Here is a 20029-nt window from a genome sequence, read left to right as displayed (position 1 = left end):
AGGGCAAGGCAAGGCGGCGGGCGCCTGGGCGCCGGCCGCGGTGAAGCGGTATTCTAATGGACTGCACCAGGCCACCCGGCCCAACCGTCCGCTGCCTTGCATAGGAGTCTGCCCATGTCTGCCCCGTCCACCTCCGCCACCCGCATCGAGAAAGACAGCCTGGGCGACGTGCCCGTGCCCGCCGATCACCTGTGGGGGGCGCAGACCGAGCGCTCGCGCCAGAACTTCCGCATCGGCAACGAGAAGATGCCGCCGGCACTGATCGAGGCCTTCGCCATCCTGAAACTTTGCGCGGCGCGCGCCAACGGCGAGCTTGGCGTGCTCAAGCCCGAACTGGCGCACGCGATCGAACAGGCCGCGACCGAAGTCATCGAAGGCCGCTGGCCCGATGAGTTCCCGCTGTCGGTCTGGCAGACCGGGTCCGGTACGCAGACCAACATGAACCTGAACGAGGTCATCGCGAACCGCGCGATTCAGTTGCTGGGCGGCAAGGTCGGCAGCAAGACGCCGGTGCACCCCAACGACCACGTCAACGCCAGCCAGTCTTCCAATGACAGCTTCCCCACCGCGATGCATATCGCCGCCACGCGCGCGATCCAGCAGGAACTGCTGCCGGCACTGGAGCAGCTGCAGCAGACCTTCGCGCGCAAGGTGGAAGCCTTTGCCGATATCGTCAAGGTCGGCCGCACCCACCTGCAGGATGCTGTGCCGCTGACGCTGGGGCAGGAGTTCTCGGGCTACATGACGCAAGTGGCCGATGCGCAGTCGCGCCTGCAGCAGGCCATGCTGCGCGCGATGCCGGTGGCACAGGGCGGCACCGCGGTGGGCACCGGCCTGAACGCCCCGCACGGCTTCGCCGCGGCCTTCGCGCGGGCGCTGGCCGACTACACCGGCCTGCCGTTCGAGCCCGCGCCCAACCGCTATGCGCTGCAGGCCTCGCACGATGCGCTGGCCGACCTGTCCGGCGCGCTCAGCACCACGGCCTCGTCGTTCCTGAAGATCGCGCGCGACTTCATGCTGCTGGGCTCAGGCCCGCGTGCCGGCTTTGCCGAGCTGGTGCTGCCGGCCAACGAGCCGGGCTCATCGATCATGCCGGGCAAGGTCAACCCGACCCAGGCCGAGGCGCTGGCGATGGTGTGCTGCCGCGTGATCGGCAACCACACCACGGTGACGCTGGCCAACGGGCTGGGCACGCTGGAGCTGAACGCCTACAAGCCGGTGATCATCTACAGCCTGCTGCAGTCGGTGAGCCTGCTGGCGGGGGCCGCGTCGAGCTTTGCCGAGCATATGGTCGAAGGCGTCGAGGCCGACCGCGAGCGCATCGCCGAACTGCTGGAGCGTTCGCTGATGCCGGTGACGGCGCTCAATCCGCATATCGGCTACGACAAGGCCGCAGAGATCGCCAAGCTGGCGGTCAAGCGCAACCTGTCGCTGCGCGAGGCGGCGATCGCGTCGGGGCATGTCACCGAGGCGCAGTTTGCCGAGTGGATCGACCTGAAGGGGATGACGCGGGAGGTATAGCCGGGGGGTACAGCAAGGGTGCGCCCCGGCACGGAACGAGCCGCGCCGGGGCAGGCCGGCCTTAGCCGACGAAGGCCTTTTCCAGCACGAAATGGCCGGGATGGCTCATATTGCCTTCGGCGAATCCGCGCGCTTCCAGGATGCCGCGGACGTCCTTGAGCATGTCCGGGCTGCCGCACAGCATGATGCGGTCGTTCTCCAGCGAGAACGGCTCCACGCCCAGTCGCTCGAACAGCTCGCCCGAGGCGATCAGGTCGGTGATGCGGCCGCGGTTGTCGAACTCTTCGCGCGTCACGGTCGGGAAGTACACCAGCTTTTCGCGCACCAGATCGCCCAGGTGCTCGTGCTGCGGCAGGTGTTCCTGGATCAGCTCGCGATAGGCCAGCTCTTCAACGAAGCGGCAGGTGTGGGTCAGCACGACCTTGTCGTAGCGCTCGTAGACCTCCGGATCGCGGATGATCGACAGGAACGGCGCCAGGCCGGTGCCGGTGGCCAGCAGCCACAGCGTCTTGCCGGGCAGCAGGTTGTCCACCAGCAGCGTGCCGGTCGGCTTCTTGCCGACGAAGATCTGGTCGCCCTCGCGCAGGTGCTGCAGGCGCGAGGTCAGCGGGCCATCGGGCACCTTGATGCTGAAGAATTCCAGCGTTTCCTCATAGTTGGCGCTGGCGATGCTGTAGGCGCGCAGCAGCGGGCGGCCGTTCACTTCCAGCCCGACCATGGCGAACTGGCCATTTTCAAAGCGAAAACCAGGGTCGCGCGTGCAGGTGAAGCTGAAAAGGGTGTCGGTCCAGTGATGGACGGAGAGGATGGATTGCTGGTTCAGGTTGCTCATGGCGAAACGCGGGATACAGCGGCAGGATGCAGCGCCAAAGACGGCTGGAAAGGAAGAATCTTAACGCATGCCTGGGGGCGGCGCAGGCGGAGCCTGCAACGCCAGCGCGGGATTTCCGGGATGTGCAATGCGGTGCGGCGCATGCGGCACGCCCGATATTGTTAAGAAATTCTGGCTAATCAAACTACTTTTCGCGAATTTATCCAAAGACAGCCAACATCCATCATGAGGTCATCTTCCATTCGCTCCCAAGGAAACTGCCATGACCTCCACCCCAGCCATCTCCCGCCGCGCCGCGCTCGTCACCGGCGCCTCCCGCGGCATCGGCCGCGCCATCGCGTTGCGGCTGGCCGCCGACGGCTTCGACGTAGCCATTGGCTACGCCGGCAACGCCGCCCGGGCCGAAGCGACGGTGGCGGCGGCGCGCGAGAGCGGCGTGAATGCCATCGCTATCCAGGGCGATGTGGCGCAGGCGTCAGACGTGGCACGGCTGTTCGATGCCGCGCAGCAGGCGTTCGGCCGGCTCGACGTGGTCGTCAACAGCGCCGGCATCATGCAGATGGCGCCGGTTGCGCCGGCCAGCCTGGACGCCTTCGACCAGACCATCGCCACCAACCTGCGCGGCGCTTTCCTGGTGCTGGGCGAAGCCGCCGCGCGGCTGGGCGAAGGCGGACGCATCATTGCGCTGTCGACTAGCGTGATCGCGCGCTCCTTCCCCGGATATGGTCCCTATATCGCCGCCAAGGCAGGCGTGGAAGGGCTGGTGCGGGTCCTGGCCAGCGAACTGCGCGGGCGCGGCATCACCGTCAATGCGGTAGCGCCGGGGCCGGTCGCGACCGAACTGTTCCTCGATGGCAAATCGGAAGCGCAGGTGGCGCAGCTGTCCAAAGTGGCGCCACTGGAGCGGCTGGGCACGCCCGAGGACATTGCCGCGGCGGTGTCGTTCCTGGCCGGGCCGGATGGGGCGTGGGTCAATGCTCAGGTGGTGCGCGTCAATGGCGGCTTTGCCTGAGCAGACCGTCCGCGCCGGCCGGAATTCAGCCCCCCGGCGTCGGCCCTCACAGTTCGCAGCGCAGGCGCGCCAGCGCCTCGCGCGAGTAGCCGTGGCGCACGCGCAGCTGGTGCTCCACGGCGTCGGCCTGGTCCAGGCAGGCGAAGACCAGGTCGTCCTTTACGCGCTGCGAAACGCCCTTCAGGCGCGGCGCTTCATACGCGACCCGGCGCGCGCGGCAGCGCAGGAACAGCAGCGTTTCCTGCGAGGCTGTGATCAGTTGGTCGTGCTCGATCCGCTTGCATTCGACCAGGTCCTGGGCAGGGGCGCTGGCGGCGGCAAAGAGCAACGGCAGGCACAGCCATCGACGCAACGAGCGGTGCATGGCAAACGGGGGGCGCAGTAGGCCAGTTGAGGGTCCGGCTCGCATCATTGCCCAGACCCGCGCACAGTGCAAGCCGCAGCGCACGCAACACCCTGTTGCGGCCGGGCGCCAGACGGGCCGCAGCCGGATTCAGTGTCCAGCCACGTGGACAATCGCCCGCAAACCCTGATGGCTGCGTCGACCGGCAGGCCTATGCTGCACCGCAGCACACCCAAGGGGTGTGCAGGTCCGGCGGATCGGGCTACGCTTCGATGGCAAATGCGCCGCAGTGCGCGCCAGTTCACGCCCCAGACCGACGGGCTCCCGCCCGGCCTTCCCCGTGTTCCCCCTTGCCGCCCACCGTTCCGGTGGCCTGCGGCCGCCATGTTTCCGGCATCTGCCGCCAGCACTGCGCAGCGCGACCTGACCCGCGGCTGCCCTGCGCCGCCCTGACTGCAAGACAACAACATGACCGATCTCCCCGCTACCCTAGCCCAGACGGCCGCCCCGAGCCGCGAGGAGGTGCGCAAGCGCATCTACGCCATCGTCGCCGCCTCGTCGGGCAACCTGGTCGAATGGTTCGACTTCTACGTCTACGCCTTCTGCGCGATCTACTTTGCGCCGTCATTCTTCCCCAAGTCCGATCCCACCGCGCAACTGCTGAACACCGCCGGCGTGTTTGCCGCCGGCTTCCTGATGCGGCCCATCGGCGGCTGGCTGTTCGGCACCATCGCCGACCGCCACGGCCGCAAGAACTCGATGCTGATCTCGGTGATCATGATGTGCGCCGGCTCGCTGCTGATCGCCTGCCTGCCCACCTATGCCAGCATCGGCAACTGGGCGCCGGCGCTGCTGCTGCTCGCGCGCCTGATCCAGGGCCTGTCGGTCGGCGGCGAATACGGCACCACCGCCACCTATATGAGCGAGGTGGCGCTGCGCGGCCGGCGCGGCTTCTTCTCGTCGTTCCAGTATGTGACGCTGATCGGCGGCCAGTTGCTGGCGGTGCTGGTGGTGGTGATCCTGCAGCAACTGCTGGACGAGGCCGAACTGAAGGCTTGGGGCTGGCGCATCCCGTTCGTGGTCGGCGCGGTCACCGCGGTGGTGGCGCTGTTCCTGCGCCGCACGCTGCACGAGACCTCGTCGGCAGCCACCCGCGGCAGCAAGGAAGCCGGCAGCGTGGCCGCGCTGTTCCGCAACCACAAGGCCGCCTTCTTCACGGTGCTCGGCTATACCGCGGGCGGCTCGCTGATCTTCTACACCTTCACCACGTATATGCAGAAGTACCTGGTCAACACCGCCGGCATGTCGATCAAGACCGCCAGCTATGTGATGACGGGATGCCTGTTCCTGTACATGTGCATGCAGCCGGTGTTCGGCGCGCTGTCCGACCGCATCGGCCGGCGCACCAACATGCTGCTGTTCGGCGCGCTGGGTGCGCTCTGCACGGTGCCGATCCTGACCGCACTGGGCAAGGTCAGCAGCCCCGAGCTTGCCTTTGTGCTGATCGCCGTGGCGCTGGCCATCGTCAGCTTCTACACCTCGATCAGCGGCATCGTGAAGGCCGAGATGTTCCCGCCCGAGGTGCGCGCGCTGGGCGTGGGCCTGGCCTATGCCATCGCCAACGCGATCTTCGGCGGCTCCGCCGAATACGTGGCGCTGGGCATGAAGACGCTCGGCCACGAGACCGCGTTCTACTGGTATGTGACGGCGATGATGGTGATTGCCTTCTTCGTCAGCCTGCGCCTGCCGCGCCAGGCCAAATACCTGCATCACGAGCATTGATGCGCACCCCGCGGTGCAATGCCGCGGGACGCCGCCACGAGCATGGCAATATACGGGGGCCGCAATTGCCCCCGTCTTTCATTGATCACCCCATGGACCTGAACGCCCTGCGCCTGTTCGTCGACATCGTCGATGCGGGCAACCTGAGCGCGGCCGCGCGCAAGCTCAAGATGACGCGCGCCAATGTGAGCTACCGGCTCAAGGCGCTCGAAGAAGAGCTGGGCGTGCAGCTGCTGCGCCGGACCACGCGCCATGTCGAGCCGACCCCGGTCGGCGCCGGCCTGTACGAGCACGGCCGCAACATCCTGGGCGAAGTAGCGGCCGCCAATGCGCTGATCAGCAATATGGGCAAGAGCCTGCAGGGCCATGTGCGGCTCTCGGTGCCCACAGGGCTGGGGCATACGCTACTGTCGCCGCTGCTGGTGCTGTTCAAGCAGCGCTATCCCGACATCACGCTTGACGTCATGTTCGACAACCGCGTGCACAACCTGGTGTCCGAGGACGTGGACGTGGCGCTGCGCATTATCTCCACCCCGCCCGATTCGGTGGTCGCCACGGAGATTGGCGAAGTCGACTGGATCGTGTGCGCGTCGCCGGGGTATCTCGCCGCGCATCCTGCGCCGAAAACACTCACCGGGCTGCAAGGACATGCGATGGTGTGCGCGTCGCCGGTGGGCCAGAAACTCAAGGCATCGGGCACGCGGCTGGATGCCGATGAAGGCCATGACGCGAACGAAACGCGCGAGCAGGTGGTGCTCGAACCGACGCTGACCTCGGAAAACTTTGCTTTCCTGAAGGAGTCGGTGCTGGCAGGCCTGGGGATCGGCATTCTCCCGATCTATGCGATCGGCGCCGAACTGGACAGCGGCGCGCTGGTGCCGCTGCTCTGTGACTACCGCATCAGCGTGTTCGGCAGCAAGCTCTATATGCTGACCATGCCCAACCGCTACCAGACGCTGGCCACGCGCTATCTGCTGAACTTCCTGAAGACCGAGCTGCAGGCAGTGTGGCCGCGCCTGCACCGCTAGATACTATGGAAGGGCTGGACAGATAAGCCCCCTGGAGTAAAACGAAGCTTCACGAACCCGTTTTACGAAAGGAGCCTGCAAATGAATGCGCCTGACACAGCCCTTCAAGGACAGGATAGGGCAGTTATTGGTCGACTGTATATGGCCTTCGAACTGGGCGAGAAGAGTTGGAAGCTGTCGCTTGGCGACGGCGTACGCGGGCCGAGCCGGTATACGGTGGCGGCCGGTGACAAGGACGCGGTCCTGCGAGCGATTGCCAAGGCCAAAGCACGCTGCGGACTGACATCGCAGGTGCCGGTCCGCAGCTGTTACGAGGCTGGCCGCGATGGCTTCTGGCTGCACCGCTGGCTGACCGAACAAGGCATTGATAACCTGGTGGTGGACTCGTCCAGTATCGAAGTCAACCGGCGTGCACGACGTGCCAAGACCGACCGGCTCGACGGCGACAAGCTGCTCTCGATGCTGCTGCGTTATCACGCGGGGGAGCGACGCGTGTGGGGCGTCGCGCGGGTTCCCACCCCGGAGCAAGAAGACGAGCGGCGGTTGCACCGGGAACTGGGGCGACTCAGGCAGGAACGCACCGCCCTCAGCAACCGAATTCGCTCGCTGCTGGTATTGCACAACCTGCGGGTCGCCCACGTCGGCGGCCGTTCCTGGGCGCACTGGTGGAACGATCATGGCGCGCAACTGCCTGTGGGGCTGCGCGCCGAGATCGAGCGCAGTGTCGCGCGACTGTCACTGGCGGTTACGCAGATCAGGACGATCGAAGCCCAGCAGCACGCGACCGTAAAGACCGGCGCGCAGCCGGCGATCGCCCTGCTCGCGCGGCTGCGCGGGATTGGCGTCGGCAGTGCCTGGATCCTGGTCAAGGAACTGTTTGGCTGGCGGAACTTTCACAACCGACGCGAAGTCGCCAGCTCCCTGGGCTTGGCGCCGACGCCCTACAGCAGCGGCGAAAGCCAGGTCGAGCAAGGCATCAGCAAGGCTGGCAACAAACGAGCCCGCTGGCTGATGATTGAACTGGCGTGGAGCTGGTTACGCTACCAGCCTGCAAGTCAGCTCACCCAATGGTTCAATGAGCGCTTTGCGCCAGGTGGCAAGCGCATGCGGCGCATCGGTATTGTGGCACTGGCACGGCGATTGGCTATTGGCCTGTGGCGCTATCTCGAGTACGGCGAGATTCCAGTCCAGGCCAGCTTCAAACCAGTCGCAACGTGATGCCGCCTGAGTATGGAAGGCTAAGCGGTAACGATCGCAGGTCAGCGCGCCCGTAACAGACTCGGGCTGCCCCCAGCGGGTAGCCGTTCTTCTAGATGGGGCGCGCGCAGGTAACAGGGGTGTTCCAGCGCTTCGCGCATGCGGTATGTGGTGACCCGGCCTTGCGCCGGGCACGGATAGAAGGTAGACCGGGGCTGGGTCCCGGCCTTAAGTAACCCCGACCTCGGTTTCACGCCGTGTCAGCCCACGAAGATTCGAGGCTTGCAAGGAGAAAGCATCGCGCCAGTCATGTCTATGGAAATTCAATCCCGGAGGAGCTTGACATCCTCGCCCTCATAGAAGGGTCTGTTCCCATGGGGGAACAGACCCTGGGCGCGTCGCCTTCGGCAGCGGCGCCACGGACTATAGTAGGAGCACAAGGATAACCGTCGGCGCATCCGCACCTGAGGAGCTACCATGGCCCTGGCTAGCACGCTTGCAAGCTGCCTGAGCAGCAAGAACACCCAGTACGACATCATCCGCCACCCCTACACCCTCAGCAGCATGGCCACTGCCGAGGCCGCGCATGTTCCCGGGGACCGGCTGGCCAAGACGCTGTTGCTGGAGGATGACCGCGGCTATGTCGCCGCCGTGATTCCTTCAAGCCACCATCTGCACATGGCCGCCATCTGCGAACAGACCGGGCGCAACCTGGTACTGGCGCATGAGGACGAGATCCGCGAGATCTTCAAGGATTGCGACCTCGGCGCGATCCCGCCGGTGGCGATGGCCTACGGCATGCAGACCTATGTGGACGACAGCCTGATGGCGCAGCCCGACGTGTATTTCGAAGGCGGCGACCACCAGGAACTGGTGCACATGAGCGGCGAACAGTTCTCGCGGCTGATGTCGGACGCTGGGCACGGGCAGTTTTCGCGCCGCATGATGTAAGCGGCGCTTTTTATTGGCCACTGAACGGCCACCACGCGGGTTGCGAACCCGCGTGGTGGCCGTTTTGCATGCTGGCGGGTGGGGGATGCAGACGCTTCAGCCTTCAGGCAACGCCGGCACGCTGTCGTCCTTCAGGTCCACGCCCGAGCGGCCCAATGCCGCCGCGCCGCGCAGCAGGAAGGCGAGCCGGTCGGCGGCCTGCGCATACGGCAGGCCTTCGGGGCGCACGTTGGAGATGCAGTTGCGCTCGGCATCGGTGCGGCCCGTGCGCGGCGCATGGGTCAGGTAGATGCCAAGGCTGTCGGGCGAGCTCAGGCCGGGCCGTTCGCCGATCAGCATCACCACCTGGCGCGCGCCAAGCAGCTCGCCGATCTCGTCGCCCAGCGCCACGCGCGACTGCTCGGCCACCACCACCGGGCCGATGCGCCATGTCTGCGGCAAGCGCGCGCGGGTGGCATCGAGCAACGGCAGCGCGTGCGTCTGCGTGGCCAGCGCGGACAGGCCGTCGGCAACCACGAACACCACATCGGGCGCGTCGCCCGGCCGTGCCGCGGCCAGCCGCGCGCGGCTGGCATCGTCCAGGCGCCGGCCCAGGTCGGGGCGCCGCAGGTAGTGCGCGCGGTCCGGCGCCGCGCTGTGCACGGCGAGGTTCTGTACCCCCGCCGCATCCAGCGCCGCGGTGACCGCGCCCACGTCCAGCGGCAGGTGCACCGCATCGCGCGCCTGCGCATGGGCCAGCCCGAAGGCCAGCACCGCATCGGTGGTCTGGCTGTGGCCGGTACGGCCCAGCGCTACGCGCGCGCGCGTGAACTGGCGCAGGCGTTGCCACGGGTCGGCATCGGCGTTGGCAGGAGCGGCGGGAGGCGGGCGTCTGGCCGTCATCGGCTGCACCTTACAGGCTGTGGGCCATCTGCAGCAGCGGCTGGCGCGCGGCGGGCTCGAGCAGCCTGCCGCTGGCATCGGCAATGCCCATGCGCTGCAGCCAGGCCTCGAACTCCGGCGCGGGGCGCAGCCCCAGCACCTCGCGCAGGTACAGCGCATCGTGGAACGAGGTGCTCTGGTAGTTCAGCATGATGTCGTCGGCGCCGGGCACGCCCATGATGAAATTGATGCCGGCCACGCCGAACAGCGTCAGCAGCGTGTCCATGTCGTCCTGGTCGGCCTCGGCATGGTTGGTGTAGCAGACGTCGCAGCCCATCGGCACCCCCATCAACTTGCCGCAGAAGTGGTCTTCCAGCCCGGCGCGGATGATCTGCTTGCCATCGTACAGGTATTCGGGACCGATAAAGCCCACCACCGTATTGACCAGCAGCGGCGAGAACGCGCGCGCCACCGCGTAGGCGCGCGCCTCCATGGTCTGCTGGTCGACGCCGTGGTGCGCATTGGCCGACAGCGCGCTGCCCTGCCCGGTCTCAAAGTACATCAGGTTGTCGCCAACGGTGCCGCGCGCGAGCGCCTGCGCGGCATCGTGCGCCTCGGCCAGCAGCGACAGGCTGATGCCAAAGGCCGCATTGGCGCGCTCGCTGCCGGCCACCGACTGGAACACCAGGTCCACCGGCGCGCCCTGCCCGATCGCGCGCAGCGTGTTGGTGACATGGGTCAGCACGCAGGATTGCGTGGGGATGTCGAAGCGGCTGCGCAGCTCATCGATCATGCGCAGCAGCGAGACGATGGCGCCCAGGTTGTCCGAAGCCGGGTTGACGCCGATGGTGGCATCGCCGCAGCCATAGAGCAGCCCGTCGATGATCGACGCGGCAATGCCCTTGGGATCGTCAGTCGGGTGGTTGGGCTGCAGCCGCACCGAGAGCCGGCCCGGCAGCCCCACCGTGCTGCGAAATCGCGTCACCACCTGGCACTTGCGCGCCACCGCCACCAGGTCCTGGTTGCGCATCAGCTTGCTGACCGCGGCGGCCATCTCCGGGGTGATCCCCGGCGCCACCCGCGCCAGCGTGGCGCTGTCGGTCTCATGCAGCAGCAGCCAGTTGCGCAGGTCGCCCACGGTGGTGGCGCCGATGGCGGCAAAGGCCGCGCCATCGTGCCGGTCCAGGATCAGGCGCGTGACCTCGTCGTCCTCATACGGCACCAGCGCCTCGGTCAGGAACTGCTTGAGCGGCACCTCTGCCAGCGCCAGCCGCGCGGCCATCCGCTCCTGCTCGCTGGCCGCGGCAACGCCCGCCAGCGCGTCGCCGGAGCGCGCAGGGCTGGCCCGGGCCAGCAGCGTGCGCAGGTCGGCAAAGACGTGGCGGTGGGTGCCGATGGTGTGGGTGTAGGCCATGCGCTCCGTTCCTGGGCTCTGGGGAAAACGATGACAGCGGTGCGCCAGGCGCCTTGCCGGGCACGATTCCCCCTAATATAGACAGCCTTTGCGTGTGCCGTGATGCCAACATCGCCTCAGCGCACACGGCCTGACTCAGGAACAACATCTGGATCGGCGAGAATTCAGAATAAATTTGAGCAAATTGCATGCCGGAGACCCCGATGAAAGACCCCGACCCGACCACCACCCCGCGCCTGCTGCCGGCCGCGTGGTACAGCGTCGGCACCGTCGCTTACCTGCTGACCGCCCTGGCGCTCTGGACCGTGCTCCACGCCAACCTGGTGGCGGCATTGCTGTCCGGGCTGCTGCTGTACTCGCTGGTGGACGTGCTGGCGCCGCGCCTGAAGCGCCTGAACCAGCGCCACGACGCCCTGGCCGTGGCCATCCTGTCGGCGCTGATCCTGCTGGCGCTGACGCTGGCGGGCTGGCTGCTGGTGCGCTTTGTCAGTGGCGAGGGCAATACCCTGGACGGGCTGCTCAACCATGTGGCCGACATCATCGACCGCTCGCGTGGGCAGATGCCGCCGTGGCTCAGCGATGCGCTGCCCAACGGCGTGGACGAGCTGGCCAACACGCTGATCGAGACGCTGCGCGAGCATGCCGCGATGGCGCAGAAGCTGGGTGCCGAGGTGCTGCGCACGCTGGTGCATATCCTGATCGGGCTGGTGATCGGCGCGATGGTGGCGCTGTACCGCGCGGTGGTGCGGCCCAACCGCCGGCCGCTGGCCGCGGCGCTGGTGGCGCGCGCACGCACGCTGCAGCAGGCGTTCTCGCAGTTCATCTTCGCGCAGATCCAGATCTCGACCATCAACACCGTGCTGACGGCGATCTACCTGCTGCTGGTGCTGCCGCTCTTTGGCGTGCACCTGCCGCTGACCAAGACGCTGCTGGTGATCACTTTCGTGGCCGGGCTGCTGCCGGTGCTGGGCAACCTGATTTCCAACACCGCCATCGTGGTGGCCTCGCTGTCGGTGTCGTTGCCGATCGCGGTGGCGTCGCTGGTGTTCCTGGTGGTGATCCACAAGCTGGAGTACTTCCTGAACGCACGCATCATCGGTGCGCGCATCCAGGCCGCGGCGTGGGAACTGCTGACGGTGATGCTGCTGATGGAAACGCTGTTCGGCATCCCGGGCGTGATCGCCGGACCGATCTTCTACGCCTACCTGAAGCGGGAGCTTGCCGGCGCCGGGCTGATCTGAGTGCCGCGGCCGGCATGCCGCAGCGTTGGTAGGACCAATACCTGATTCAGGCGCCGTCCTGCTCCACCCGGCTGCGCACGAAGTCGATATGGGTCTGCATGGCGGTGCGCGCCTCTTCCGGGCGGCGCGCGCAAATCGCATCGCACAGCGTGCGGTGCTGCAGCAACAGAAGGTCTGAGGCGCCGTCGTCCTGTTCGCGCAGGCCGGTGCCGTTGATGGTGATGTGCTCGCGCAGCATGCCGATCACGCTGGTATGCAGGTGCAGGAACATGGTGTTGTGCGAGGCCTGGGCGATGGCGTCATGCAACTGCGCATCGGCATCGGCCTCTGCCTGCTTGTCGTCGGCGGCACGCGCGCGTTCCAGCTCGGCCATCAGGGCGCGGATCCGTTTCACGTCAGCGGCATCCGCGCGCAGCGCCGCAAAATACGCGGTCGCGCCCTCCAGCACGCGGCGGAACTCCAGGATGTCGTCGCGCAGCGCGGGGTGGTCGGCCACCAGCTGGCCCCAGGGCGAGGCAATGCCGGCGCGCAGCTGGTCGGTGGCGTAGACCCCGGCACCGCGCCGGCTCTGCAGCAGGCCGCGCGCGGCCAGGCGCTGGATCGCCTCGCGCACGGTGTTGCGCGCCACCTCGTATTGCCCGGCCAGCACCCGCTCGGCCGGCAGCCGCGTGCCGGGCGGCCAGGTGCCGTCGAGCAGCGCGGTCTCGATCCGGCGCATGACCGACTCCACGCGTCCGCGGGTGCGCCCGTGCCTTGCTGCCGCTGCCGTCATGCCGTATGTCCTCGCTCCTGAGCTTGCGCGGGTCGCCGGGCAGATTGGTCCAACCAATTTGTACCGCCGCGCAGAAGCGGGAATTATGCGCCGAAACGTGCGACCCCAGCACGTCCGGAGCGAGACATGATGGATCGTCAGTACCCCACCGGCCCTGCCCCCGCGCAGGCCTACCTGTTTGCCACCTGCCTGGTCGACATGTTCGTGCCGCAGGCCGGCCTCGACGCCGTGCGGCTGCTTGAACGCGAAGGGCTCACCGTGCACTTCCCGCGCGGCCAGAGTTGCTGCGGCCAGCCCGCCTACAGCAGCGGCAACCCCGACGCGGCCCGTGCGGTGGCGCGCGCCCAGCTCGACCTGTTCAGCCAGCCCTGGCCGGTGATCGTGCCGTCGGGCTCGTGCGCGGGCATGATGCGCCACCACTGGCCGCAGCTCTTTGCCGACGATCCGGTGGCCGGCCCCAAGGCACTGGAACTGGCCGGACGCATCTATGAACTGGGCGAGTTCCTGCTCCATGTGCTGAAGCTGGATTTTGGCGATGCCGCACCGGCGGGCCAGCCGCAGGAGCGCATCGTGCTGCATACCTCGTGCGGCGCCCGTCGAGAAATGGGTACGCGCCAGCACGGCGTGGCCCTGGTCGACACGCTGCCGGGCGTGACCCGCGTGGAGCATGAACGCGAGTCAGAATGCTGCGGCTTTGGCGGCACCTTCTCGCTCAAGCATCCCGATATCTCCGGCGCCATGGTGCGCGACAAGGTGGCCTCGGCCTGCGCCACCGGCTGCGACCGGCTGGTCTCGGCCGACTGCGGCTGCCTGCTCAATATCGGCCATACCGCGGCGCATGACCACGCCCCGCTGCAGGTGGAGCACCTGGCCACCTTCCTGTGGCGCCGTACCGGAGGTGCCGCATGAGCACGCCCGGCGCCCGCGAACGCATGCTCGGCCGGCTGCGCGCTGCCGCGCCTGCACCTTCCCCACGCACCGCGGAACTCGACCGCCGCATCGACGGCCATTTCGAGGCACGCCGCCACGGCGCGCCCGCCATTGGCGAACTGACCGGCGCGATGCTGGCGGCACTGCAAGGCCTGCATGCCGAGGTCTGGTGCGCCAGCGAGGCGGCCTGGCCGGCATTGCTGGCCACCGAGCTGGCCAATGCCGGCGTGAAGCGCCTGCTGCTTGATCCCGCCAGCCAGGCCGGTGCCGCGCTGGCGGCCGCCCTGCCGGCCCATATCGAAGCCATCGGCTACGACCGCCCGATCGAAGCCTGGAAGGCGGAGCTGTTCGACACCATCGATGCCGGCTTCACTGTGGCGCGCTCCGGCATTGCCGCCACCGGCACGCTGGTGGTCGCGCCCGATGCGGGCTCGCCACGCACGGTGTCGCTGGTGCCGCCGCTGCATGTCGCGCTGGTGCGCGCCTCGACGCTGCACACCGACCTGCATATGGCCGCGCGCACCGAACGCTGGTCCGACGGCATGCCGACCAACCTGGTGCTGATCTCCGGCCCGTCCAAGACCTCCGACATCCAGCAGACGCTGGCCTACGGCGCGCATGGTCCGCGCCGGCTGTGGGTCATCATCGAGACCGACACTGCGGAGGCCGGGCAATGAGCCAGCACACACTCAATTTTGTTCCGCCGCAGGACTTCAAGGCACGCGCCCGCGAGGCGCTGGACGATCCCAAGCTGCGCCAGAGCTTCCGCGGCGCGATGGACTTCCTGCAGGGCAAGCGCCTGGCGCAGTTCCCCGACGCGGATGAGCTGGAACGCCTGCGCGACCTGGGCGAGGCGGTGCGCCAGCACGCGCTGGCCAACCTGCCGGACCTGCTGGTGCAGCTGGAGGCAAAGCTCACCGCCGCCGGCGTGCAGGTGCACTGGGCCGAGAACGCCGACGAAGCCAACGCGATCATCCACCGCATCGCGGCATCGAAGCAGGCGCAGCGCGTGATCAAGGGCAAGTCGATGGCCAGCGAGGAAATCGAGCTGAACCATTACCTGGCCGAGCGCGGCGTGGACTGCATCGAGTCGGACATGGGCGAGTACATCGTCCAGCTGGCCGGCGAGAAGCCCTCGCATATCGTGATGCCGGCGATCCACAAGACCAAGGGCGATATCGCGCAGCTATTCCAGGCGCATATCCCCGACACGCCCTATACCGAGGATGTCGACGCGCTGATCCAGACCGGCCGCCGTGCGCTGCGCCAAGCCTTTGTCGAAGCGGATATCGGCCTGTCCGGCGTGAACTTCGCCGCCGCCGACACCGGCACGCTGTGGCTGGTGGAGAACGAGGGCAACGGCCGGCTTTCCACCACCGTGCCCGACGTGCATATCGCCATCATGGGCATGGAGAAGGTCGTGGCCCGGCTGGAGCACATCGTGCCGCTGTCCACGCTGCTGACGCGCTCGGCCACCGGGCAGGCCATCACCACCTACTTCAACCTGATCTCAGGGCCGCGCCGCGCGGGCGAGCGCGATGGCCCGCGCGAGGTCCACCTGGTGCTGCTCGACAACGGCCGCACCCAGGCCTATGCCGACACGCAGCTGCGCGCCACGCTGCAATGCATCCGCTGCGGCGCGTGCATGAACCACTGCCCGGTCTACACGCGCATCGGCGGCCACGCCTACGGCACGACCTATCCCGGCCCCATCGGCAAGATCATCTCGCCACACCTGCTGGGGCTGGACGCCACCGCCGACCTGGCCACCGCGTCGAGCCTGTGCGGCGCCTGCGGCGAGGTATGCCCGGTACGCATCCCGATCCCGCAACTGCTGGTGCGCCTGCGCACCGAGGCGAACCGCGATCCGGAAGAGCAGGTCGCCAACCCGCTGCGCGGCCAGGGCGCGAAGTACAGCCGCGGCGAGCACCTGGTGTGGCGCTTCTGGAGCGGCGCGTATTCGCACCCGGCGACGTACCGGCTGTTCCGCTGGGCCGCCACGCGGCTGCGCGCGCTGACGCCGTCGAAGCAGATGGGCTGGACGCAGCACCGCACGCCGCTGAAGCCGGCGGCGAAGAGCCTGGCGGATTTGCTGAAGGAGAAGGGACAGCCGGAGTAGGCCTTCACGCAGTGCTTGCAAACAAAACAAAGATTTCCCGAAACACCACCAAAGCAGGAGACTAACCGTGCAACCCTGGACCCAACTCTATACGCCGCTGGGCAGCCTGTGGCTGTCGTCGCTGGCGGCAGCCATTCCCATCCTGTTCTTCTTCATTGCGCTGGCCGTCTGGCGCATGAAGGGCCATGTCGCCGCGGCCGTGACGCTGCTATTGGCGCTGGCCGTGGCGATCTTCGCCTACGGCATGCCCGCGCAGCAGGCGCTGGCCTCGGCCGGCTTCGGCTTTGCCTATGGGCTGTGGCCGATTGCATGGATCATCGTGACCGCGGTGTTCCTCTACAAGATCGTGGTCAAGACCGGCCAGTTCGACGTGATCCGCGCCTCGGTGCTGTCGATCACCGACGACCAGCGCCTGCAGATGCTGCTGATCGGCTTTGCCTTCGGCGCCTTCCTGGAAGGCGCCGCGGGCTTCGGCGCGCCGGTGGCGATCACCGCGGCGCTGCTGGTGGGCCTGGGCTTCAACCCGCTGTATGCGGCGGGCCTGTGCCTGATCGCCAATACCGCGCCGGTGGCGTTTGGCGCGATGGGGATCCCCATCATCGTGGCCGGGCAGGTGACGGGCATCGATCCCTTCCATATCGGCGCGATGGCCGGCCGCCAGCTGCCGCTGTTGTCGCTGCTGGTGCCGTTCTGGCTGGTGTTCATGATGGACGGCGCCAAAGGCGTGCGCGAAACGTGGCCGGCGGCGCTGGTGTGCGGCGGCTGCTTTGCCGTGACGCAGTACTTCACGTCCAACCATATCGGGCCCGAACTGCCGGACATCACTTCGGCGCTGGTCAGCCTGGTGTCGCTGGCCGCGTTCCTGAAGGTATGGCAGCCGCGCGGCGCGTCGCAGCGCGCCGGTGGCAATGTCAGCGGCGGCACCGTCGCGCTGGCCGGCTTCGGCGGCGGCTTCGGCGGCGCGATGTCCGGGCGCAAGGCGTCGCCCTACACCCTGGCGCAGACGCTGCGCGCGTGGGCGCCGTTCGGCATCCTGACCGCCATCGTCACCGTGTGGAGCCTGCAGCCGTTCAAGGCGCTGTTCGCAGCCAACGGCGCGCTGGCGGGCACGGTGCTGAAGTTCAAGATCCCGGGGCTGGACCAGATGGTAATCAAGGCCGCGCCGATCGTGGCCACGCCCAAGGCCTATGACGCGGTGCTGAAGCTCGACCTGCTCTCCGCCGTCGGCACCGCCATCCTGCTGACCGCGCTGATCTCGGCGGTGCTGCTGCGCATGAAGCCGCGCATGCTGCTGGCTACCTTTGCCGAGACCCTGGTGGAACTGGCGCGCCCGGTGCTGTCAATCGGCCTGGTGCTGGCGTTCGCCTTTGTCGCCAACTACTCCGGCATGTCGTCGACACTGGCGCTGCTGCTGGCCGGCACCGGCGCGGCGTTCCCGTTCTTCTCGCCGTTCCTGGGCTGGCTGGGGGTGTTCCTGACTGGTTCTGACACTTCGTCCAACGCGCTGTTCTGCGCGCTGCAGAACACCACGGCGCATCAGATCGGCGTGTCGGACACGCTGCTGGTCGCCGCCAACACCACCGGCGGCGTCACGGCCAAGATGATCTCGCCGCAATCGATCGCCGTGGCCTGCGCGGCGACCGGGCTGGTGGGCAAGGAGTCGGAGCTGTTCCGCTTCACGGTCAGGCACAGCCTGCTGTTTGCCGTGATCATCGGCATCATGACGGTGGTGCAGGCTTACCTGTTGCCGGGGATGATTCCGGGGTGATGGGCTAGCCGAAATCCATGAAGAAAGGCGGCCATATGGCCGCCTTTCTCGTTTGCCGCGCGGCAACGTCGCGTCTAATCCAGGAACTCGTCCCCTTCGGTGAGCGGCGCATACCTGTATGTCGCCGGCGTCCGGCTCAGCTTGACCGGCGCACCCAGCCCCTGGTAGCCACCTTCCATCTCCACCACCATCTCGCGGTGCTGCGTATGCGGATGCTGCAAGGCATCGGCCACGGACAGCACCGGCGCGCAGGGCACGCCTGCTGCCACCAGTTCGTCGGCCAGCACCTTGCCATCGAACTCGCGCAGCCTGGCTTCCAGCTCCGCCTTCAGCGCCACGCGGTTCACCGAGCGCGCGCCCGCCGTGCCATAGCGCTCGTCATCGGCCAGCGCAGGCAGCCGCAGGTGCTCGCACAGGATGCGGAACTGCCGGTCGTTGCCCACCGCCAGGAAGATCGGGTCCGTGGCGGTCGCCACCGTGTCGTACGGGTAGATGTTGGGATGCGCATTGCCGGTGCGCTGCGGCGTCTTGCCGCTCATGAACCAGTTGGCCGCATGCGGATGCAGCAGCGACAGGCCGGAGTCATAGAGCGCGGCCTCGACGAACTGGCCGCGCCCGCTGCGCGCGCGCTCCTGCAGTGCCAGCAGCACGCCGATCACGGCGTTCAGGCCGGTCACCATGTCCACCACCGGCAAACCCACGCGCAGCGGATCGCCATCGGCCTCGCCGTTGATGCTCATGATGCCGGACATGGCCTGGATGGCGGCGTCGTAGCCGGGCAGGCCGCCCAGCGGGCCATCGGCGCCGAAGCCGGATACGCGGCAATGGACCAGCCGAGGGAAGCGCGCGGACAACGTGTCGTAGCCCAGCCCCCACTTCTCCATGGTGCCGGTCTTGAAGTTCTCGACCAGCACGTCAGCCTCGGCCAGCAGCACAAGCAGGACCTCACGATCCGCGTCGGCGGTCAGGTCCAGCCGCATCACGCGCTTGTTGCGGTTCAGGCCGAAGTAGTAAGACGCCACGCCGTCCTTGAACGGCGGCCCCCAGGTGCGGGTGTCGTCGCCTTGCGGCGGTTCGATCTTGAGCACGTCGGCGCCGTGGTCGCCCAGGATCTGGCCGCAGTATGGGCCGCCCAGGATGCGCGACAGGTCGACCACGCGGATGCCGGCGAGCGCGCCGGGGCTGGTTTGGGTCATGGCTGGTTTTCCTGTGCGGTTCAGTCAAGCTGGGCGCCGGACTTCTGCACCACGGCGCGCCACTTGCCGACCTCGGCCTTGACGAAGCCGCCAAGCTGCTCGGGCGTGGTCGACGGCGCGAACTCCAGGCCCTGCGCCTGCAGGGTCTTGCGCACCTCGGGCTGCTTGAGCGCATCGGCAAAGGCACGGTTGAGCTTGCCGATCACTTCGGGCGGCGTGCCGGCGGGTGCGACCACGCCGAAGAACACCGATACATCGAAGCCTGGCACGCCCTGCTCGGCCACGGTCGGCACATCCGGCAGCGCCTGCGAGCGCGCCTTGGTGGTGACGCCCAGCGCGCGCACCTTGCCGCTCTTGATGAAGGGCATCGCGGTGAGCACGTCGGTGAAGGTCATGCTGACCTGCCCGCCCAGCAGGTCGTTCAGTGCGGGGCCGGTGCCCTTGTACGGGATGTGCTGGAAGTCGGTGCCGGTGACGTTGTTGAACAGCACCCCGGCCAAGTGCGACGACGCGCCGTTGCCGGACGAGGCATAGGTCAGCTTGCCCGGGTGCGCCTTGCCATAGGCGATCAGCTCCGTGACGTTCTTCGCCGGCACGGACGGGTTGACCACCAGCACATTGGGCAGCTGGCCGATCTGGATCACCGGCGCGAAGCTCTTGACCGGGTCGTAGTTGATCTTGCGGTACAGGCTCACATTGATCGCCAGCGGCGCGGAGGTGCCGAACATCAGCGTGTAGCCGTCGGGCTCGGCGCGCGCCACCACCTCGGCGCCGATATTGCCGCCGGCGCCGGCGCGGTTCTCCACCACCACCGGCTGGCCCAGGCTGGTCTTGAGCGCGGCGGCAAGCGTGCGCGCCATGGCATCGGTAGGGCCGCCCGGCGGGTAGGTGACGACCATCATGATCGGCTTGGACGGAAAGTCCTTCTGCGCGAAGGCGGGGGCGATACAGAGCGAGCAGGCGGCGATGGCCGCTACGCGGTGCCAGAGTTTCATGGCGTTGTCTCCTGGGTATAGGACGTCTCCCGCTGGTGGCGGGATGGTGTTGCGGAGGATGGTTGCC

Annotated in this window: 18 protein-coding genes; 11 read left to right on the top strand and 7 right to left on the bottom strand. The window is 67.6% G+C overall.

Annotated elements, in window-relative coordinates; translation table 11 throughout:
* Positions 1-114: 114 nt before the first annotated feature.
* On the top strand, positions 115-1521 hold the full coding sequence (gene fumC / locus CNE_RS18560) for a class II fumarate hydratase (protein ID WP_013951812.1): 1407 nt from the start codon (positions 115-117) through the stop codon (positions 1519-1521).
* Positions 1522-1582: 61 nt separating this feature from the next.
* Here fumC and CNE_RS18555 read toward each other — a convergent pair whose 3' ends face one another.
* On the bottom strand, positions 1583-2353 hold the full coding sequence (locus CNE_RS18555; RefSeq protein WP_013951811.1) for a ferredoxin--NADP reductase: 771 nt from the start codon (positions 2351-2353) through the stop codon (positions 1583-1585).
* A 262-nt stretch (positions 2354-2615) separates the two neighbouring features.
* Between CNE_RS18555 and CNE_RS18550 the strand changes: the two genes are divergently transcribed.
* Positions 2616-3365 carry an SDR family oxidoreductase gene (locus tag CNE_RS18550; protein ID WP_013951810.1) on the top strand — a complete coding sequence of 250 codons (750 nt, stop codon included), beginning with the start codon at positions 2616-2618 and terminating at the stop codon, positions 3363-3365.
* A 46-nt stretch (positions 3366-3411) separates the two neighbouring features.
* Here CNE_RS18550 and CNE_RS18545 read toward each other — a convergent pair whose 3' ends face one another.
* Positions 3412-3729, bottom strand: a complete 318-nt coding sequence (locus tag CNE_RS18545; RefSeq protein ID WP_228772747.1) for a hypothetical protein — start codon at positions 3727-3729, stop codon at positions 3412-3414.
* Between the two features lie 447 nt (positions 3730-4176).
* On the opposite strand from CNE_RS18545, the gene CNE_RS18540 reads away from it, so the two are divergent.
* The 4 genes from CNE_RS18540 to CNE_RS18525 all read left to right on the top strand — a co-directional run bounded on the left by CNE_RS18540 (position 4177) and on the right by CNE_RS18525 (position 8666).
* Positions 4177-5490, top strand: coding sequence for an MFS family transporter (locus tag CNE_RS18540; protein ID WP_013951808.1), 1314 nt, complete (start codon positions 4177-4179; stop codon positions 5488-5490).
* Positions 5491-5582: 92 nt separating this feature from the next.
* Positions 5583-6518, top strand: a complete 936-nt coding sequence (locus tag CNE_RS18535; protein ID WP_013951807.1) for a LysR family transcriptional regulator — start codon at positions 5583-5585, stop codon at positions 6516-6518.
* A gap of 81 nt (positions 6519-6599) precedes the next feature.
* Positions 6600-7736 carry an IS110 family RNA-guided transposase gene (locus tag CNE_RS18530; protein WP_013951806.1) on the top strand — a complete coding sequence of 379 codons (1137 nt, stop codon included), beginning with the start codon at positions 6600-6602 and terminating at the stop codon, positions 7734-7736.
* Positions 7737-8192: 456 nt separating this feature from the next.
* Entirely contained in the window at positions 8193-8666 is a 474-nt protein-coding gene (locus CNE_RS18525) for an aminoacyl-tRNA deacylase (RefSeq protein WP_013951805.1), read from the top strand.
* A gap of 96 nt (positions 8667-8762) precedes the next feature.
* Here CNE_RS18525 and eutC read toward each other — a convergent pair whose 3' ends face one another.
* Both eutC and CNE_RS18515 read right to left on the bottom strand, forming a co-directional pair.
* Positions 8763-9548 (bottom strand): ethanolamine ammonia-lyase subunit EutC, encoded by a 786-nt coding sequence (gene eutC, locus CNE_RS18520; RefSeq protein WP_013951804.1) that lies wholly within the window; start codon positions 9546-9548, stop codon positions 8763-8765.
* 10 nt (positions 9549-9558) lie between these two features.
* A complete protein-coding gene (locus CNE_RS18515; RefSeq protein ID WP_013951803.1) occupies positions 9559-10941 on the bottom strand; it encodes an ethanolamine ammonia-lyase subunit EutB in 1383 nt (460 codons plus the stop codon).
* Positions 10942-11144: 203 nt separating this feature from the next.
* Here CNE_RS18515 and CNE_RS18510 point away from each other — a divergent pair, with 203 nt between their 5' ends.
* Positions 11145-12182: an AI-2E family transporter gene (locus CNE_RS18510; protein ID WP_013951802.1), complete on the top strand. Its 1038-nt coding sequence runs from the start codon at positions 11145-11147 to the stop codon at positions 12180-12182.
* 46 nt (positions 12183-12228) lie between these two features.
* Here CNE_RS18510 and CNE_RS18505 read toward each other — a convergent pair whose 3' ends face one another.
* Positions 12229-12954 (bottom strand): FadR/GntR family transcriptional regulator, encoded by a 726-nt coding sequence (locus tag CNE_RS18505; protein WP_013951801.1) that lies wholly within the window; start codon positions 12952-12954, stop codon positions 12229-12231.
* A 126-nt stretch (positions 12955-13080) separates the two neighbouring features.
* Between CNE_RS18505 and CNE_RS18500 the strand changes: the two genes are divergently transcribed.
* The 4 genes from CNE_RS18500 (at position 13081) to CNE_RS18485 (ending at position 17771) form a co-directional block, all read left to right on the top strand.
* On the top strand, positions 13081-13863 hold the full coding sequence (locus CNE_RS18500; RefSeq protein ID WP_013951800.1) for a (Fe-S)-binding protein: 783 nt from the start codon (positions 13081-13083) through the stop codon (positions 13861-13863).
* The gene (locus tag CNE_RS18495) at positions 13860-14561 is read left to right on the top strand and encodes a LutC/YkgG family protein (protein ID WP_013951799.1); all 702 of its coding nucleotides are present in this window, start codon (positions 13860-13862) and stop codon (positions 14559-14561) included. Before CNE_RS18500 ends, CNE_RS18495 begins: the two co-directional genes overlap by 4 nt.
* Positions 14558-16003 carry a LutB/LldF family L-lactate oxidation iron-sulfur protein gene (locus tag CNE_RS18490; protein ID WP_013951798.1) on the top strand — a complete coding sequence of 482 codons (1446 nt, stop codon included), beginning with the start codon at positions 14558-14560 and terminating at the stop codon, positions 16001-16003. The genes CNE_RS18495 and CNE_RS18490 overlap by 4 nt, the downstream gene beginning before the upstream one ends.
* A 67-nt stretch (positions 16004-16070) precedes the next feature.
* Complete coding sequence (locus CNE_RS18485) at positions 16071-17771, top strand: lactate permease LctP family transporter (RefSeq protein ID WP_013951797.1); 1701 nt, start codon at positions 16071-16073, stop codon at positions 17769-17771.
* Between the two features lie 74 nt (positions 17772-17845).
* On the opposite strand, the gene CNE_RS18480 is transcribed toward CNE_RS18485, so the two are convergent.
* Positions 17846-18967: a CaiB/BaiF CoA transferase family protein gene (locus CNE_RS18480; RefSeq protein WP_013951796.1), complete on the bottom strand. Its 1122-nt coding sequence runs from the start codon at positions 18965-18967 to the stop codon at positions 17846-17848.
* A gap of 20 nt (positions 18968-18987) precedes the next feature.
* Positions 18988-19962: a Bug family tripartite tricarboxylate transporter substrate binding protein gene (locus tag CNE_RS18475; protein ID WP_013951795.1), complete on the bottom strand. Its 975-nt coding sequence runs from the start codon at positions 19960-19962 to the stop codon at positions 18988-18990.
* Positions 19963-20029 lie beyond the last annotated feature (67 nt).

Source organism: Cupriavidus necator N-1, assembly GCF_000219215.1.
In the GTDB taxonomy this organism is placed as follows: Bacteria; Pseudomonadota; Gammaproteobacteria; order Burkholderiales; family Burkholderiaceae; genus Cupriavidus; species Cupriavidus necator.
This window is presented reverse-complemented; position numbering and strand designations above follow the sequence as displayed.

Bases quoted from the DNA above. Each gene is read 5' to 3' on its own strand.
- CNE_RS18545 (WP_228772747.1), bottom strand. From the start codon at position 3,729: ATGCACCGCTCGTTGCGTCGATGGCTGTGCCTGCCGTTGCTCTTTGCC.
- CNE_RS18550 (WP_013951810.1), top strand. From the start codon at position 2,616: ATGACCTCCACCCCAGCCATCTCCCGCCGCGCCGCGCTCGTCACCGGC.
- CNE_RS18535 (WP_013951807.1), top strand. From the start codon at position 5,583: ATGGACCTGAACGCCCTGCGCCTGTTCGTCGACATCGTCGATGCGGGC.
- CNE_RS18555 (WP_013951811.1), bottom strand. From the start codon at position 2,353: ATGAGCAACCTGAACCAGCAATCCATCCTCTCCGTCCATCACTGGACC.
- CNE_RS18515 (WP_013951803.1), bottom strand. From the start codon at position 10,941: ATGGCCTACACCCACACCATCGGCACCCACCGCCACGTCTTTGCCGAC.
- CNE_RS18495 (WP_013951799.1), top strand. From the start codon at position 13,860: ATGAGCACGCCCGGCGCCCGCGAACGCATGCTCGGCCGGCTGCGCGCT.
- CNE_RS18500 (WP_013951800.1), top strand. From the start codon at position 13,081: ATGATGGATCGTCAGTACCCCACCGGCCCTGCCCCCGCGCAGGCCTAC.
- CNE_RS18525 (WP_013951805.1), top strand. From the start codon at position 8,193: ATGGCCCTGGCTAGCACGCTTGCAAGCTGCCTGAGCAGCAAGAACACC.
- CNE_RS18480 (WP_013951796.1), bottom strand. From the start codon at position 18,967: ATGACCCAAACCAGCCCCGGCGCGCTCGCCGGCATCCGCGTGGTCGAC.
- CNE_RS18505 (WP_013951801.1), bottom strand. From the start codon at position 12,954: ATGACGGCAGCGGCAGCAAGGCACGGGCGCACCCGCGGACGCGTGGAG.
- fumC (WP_013951812.1), top strand. From the start codon at position 115: ATGTCTGCCCCGTCCACCTCCGCCACCCGCATCGAGAAAGACAGCCTG.
- CNE_RS18490 (WP_013951798.1), top strand. From the start codon at position 14,558: ATGAGCCAGCACACACTCAATTTTGTTCCGCCGCAGGACTTCAAGGCA.
- eutC (WP_013951804.1), bottom strand. From the start codon at position 9,548: ATGACGGCCAGACGCCCGCCTCCCGCCGCTCCTGCCAACGCCGATGCC.
- CNE_RS18540 (WP_013951808.1), top strand. From the start codon at position 4,177: ATGACCGATCTCCCCGCTACCCTAGCCCAGACGGCCGCCCCGAGCCGC.
- CNE_RS18530 (WP_013951806.1), top strand. From the start codon at position 6,600: ATGAATGCGCCTGACACAGCCCTTCAAGGACAGGATAGGGCAGTTATT.
- CNE_RS18475 (WP_013951795.1), bottom strand. From the start codon at position 19,962: ATGAAACTCTGGCACCGCGTAGCGGCCATCGCCGCCTGCTCGCTCTGT.
- CNE_RS18510 (WP_013951802.1), top strand. From the start codon at position 11,145: ATGAAAGACCCCGACCCGACCACCACCCCGCGCCTGCTGCCGGCCGCG.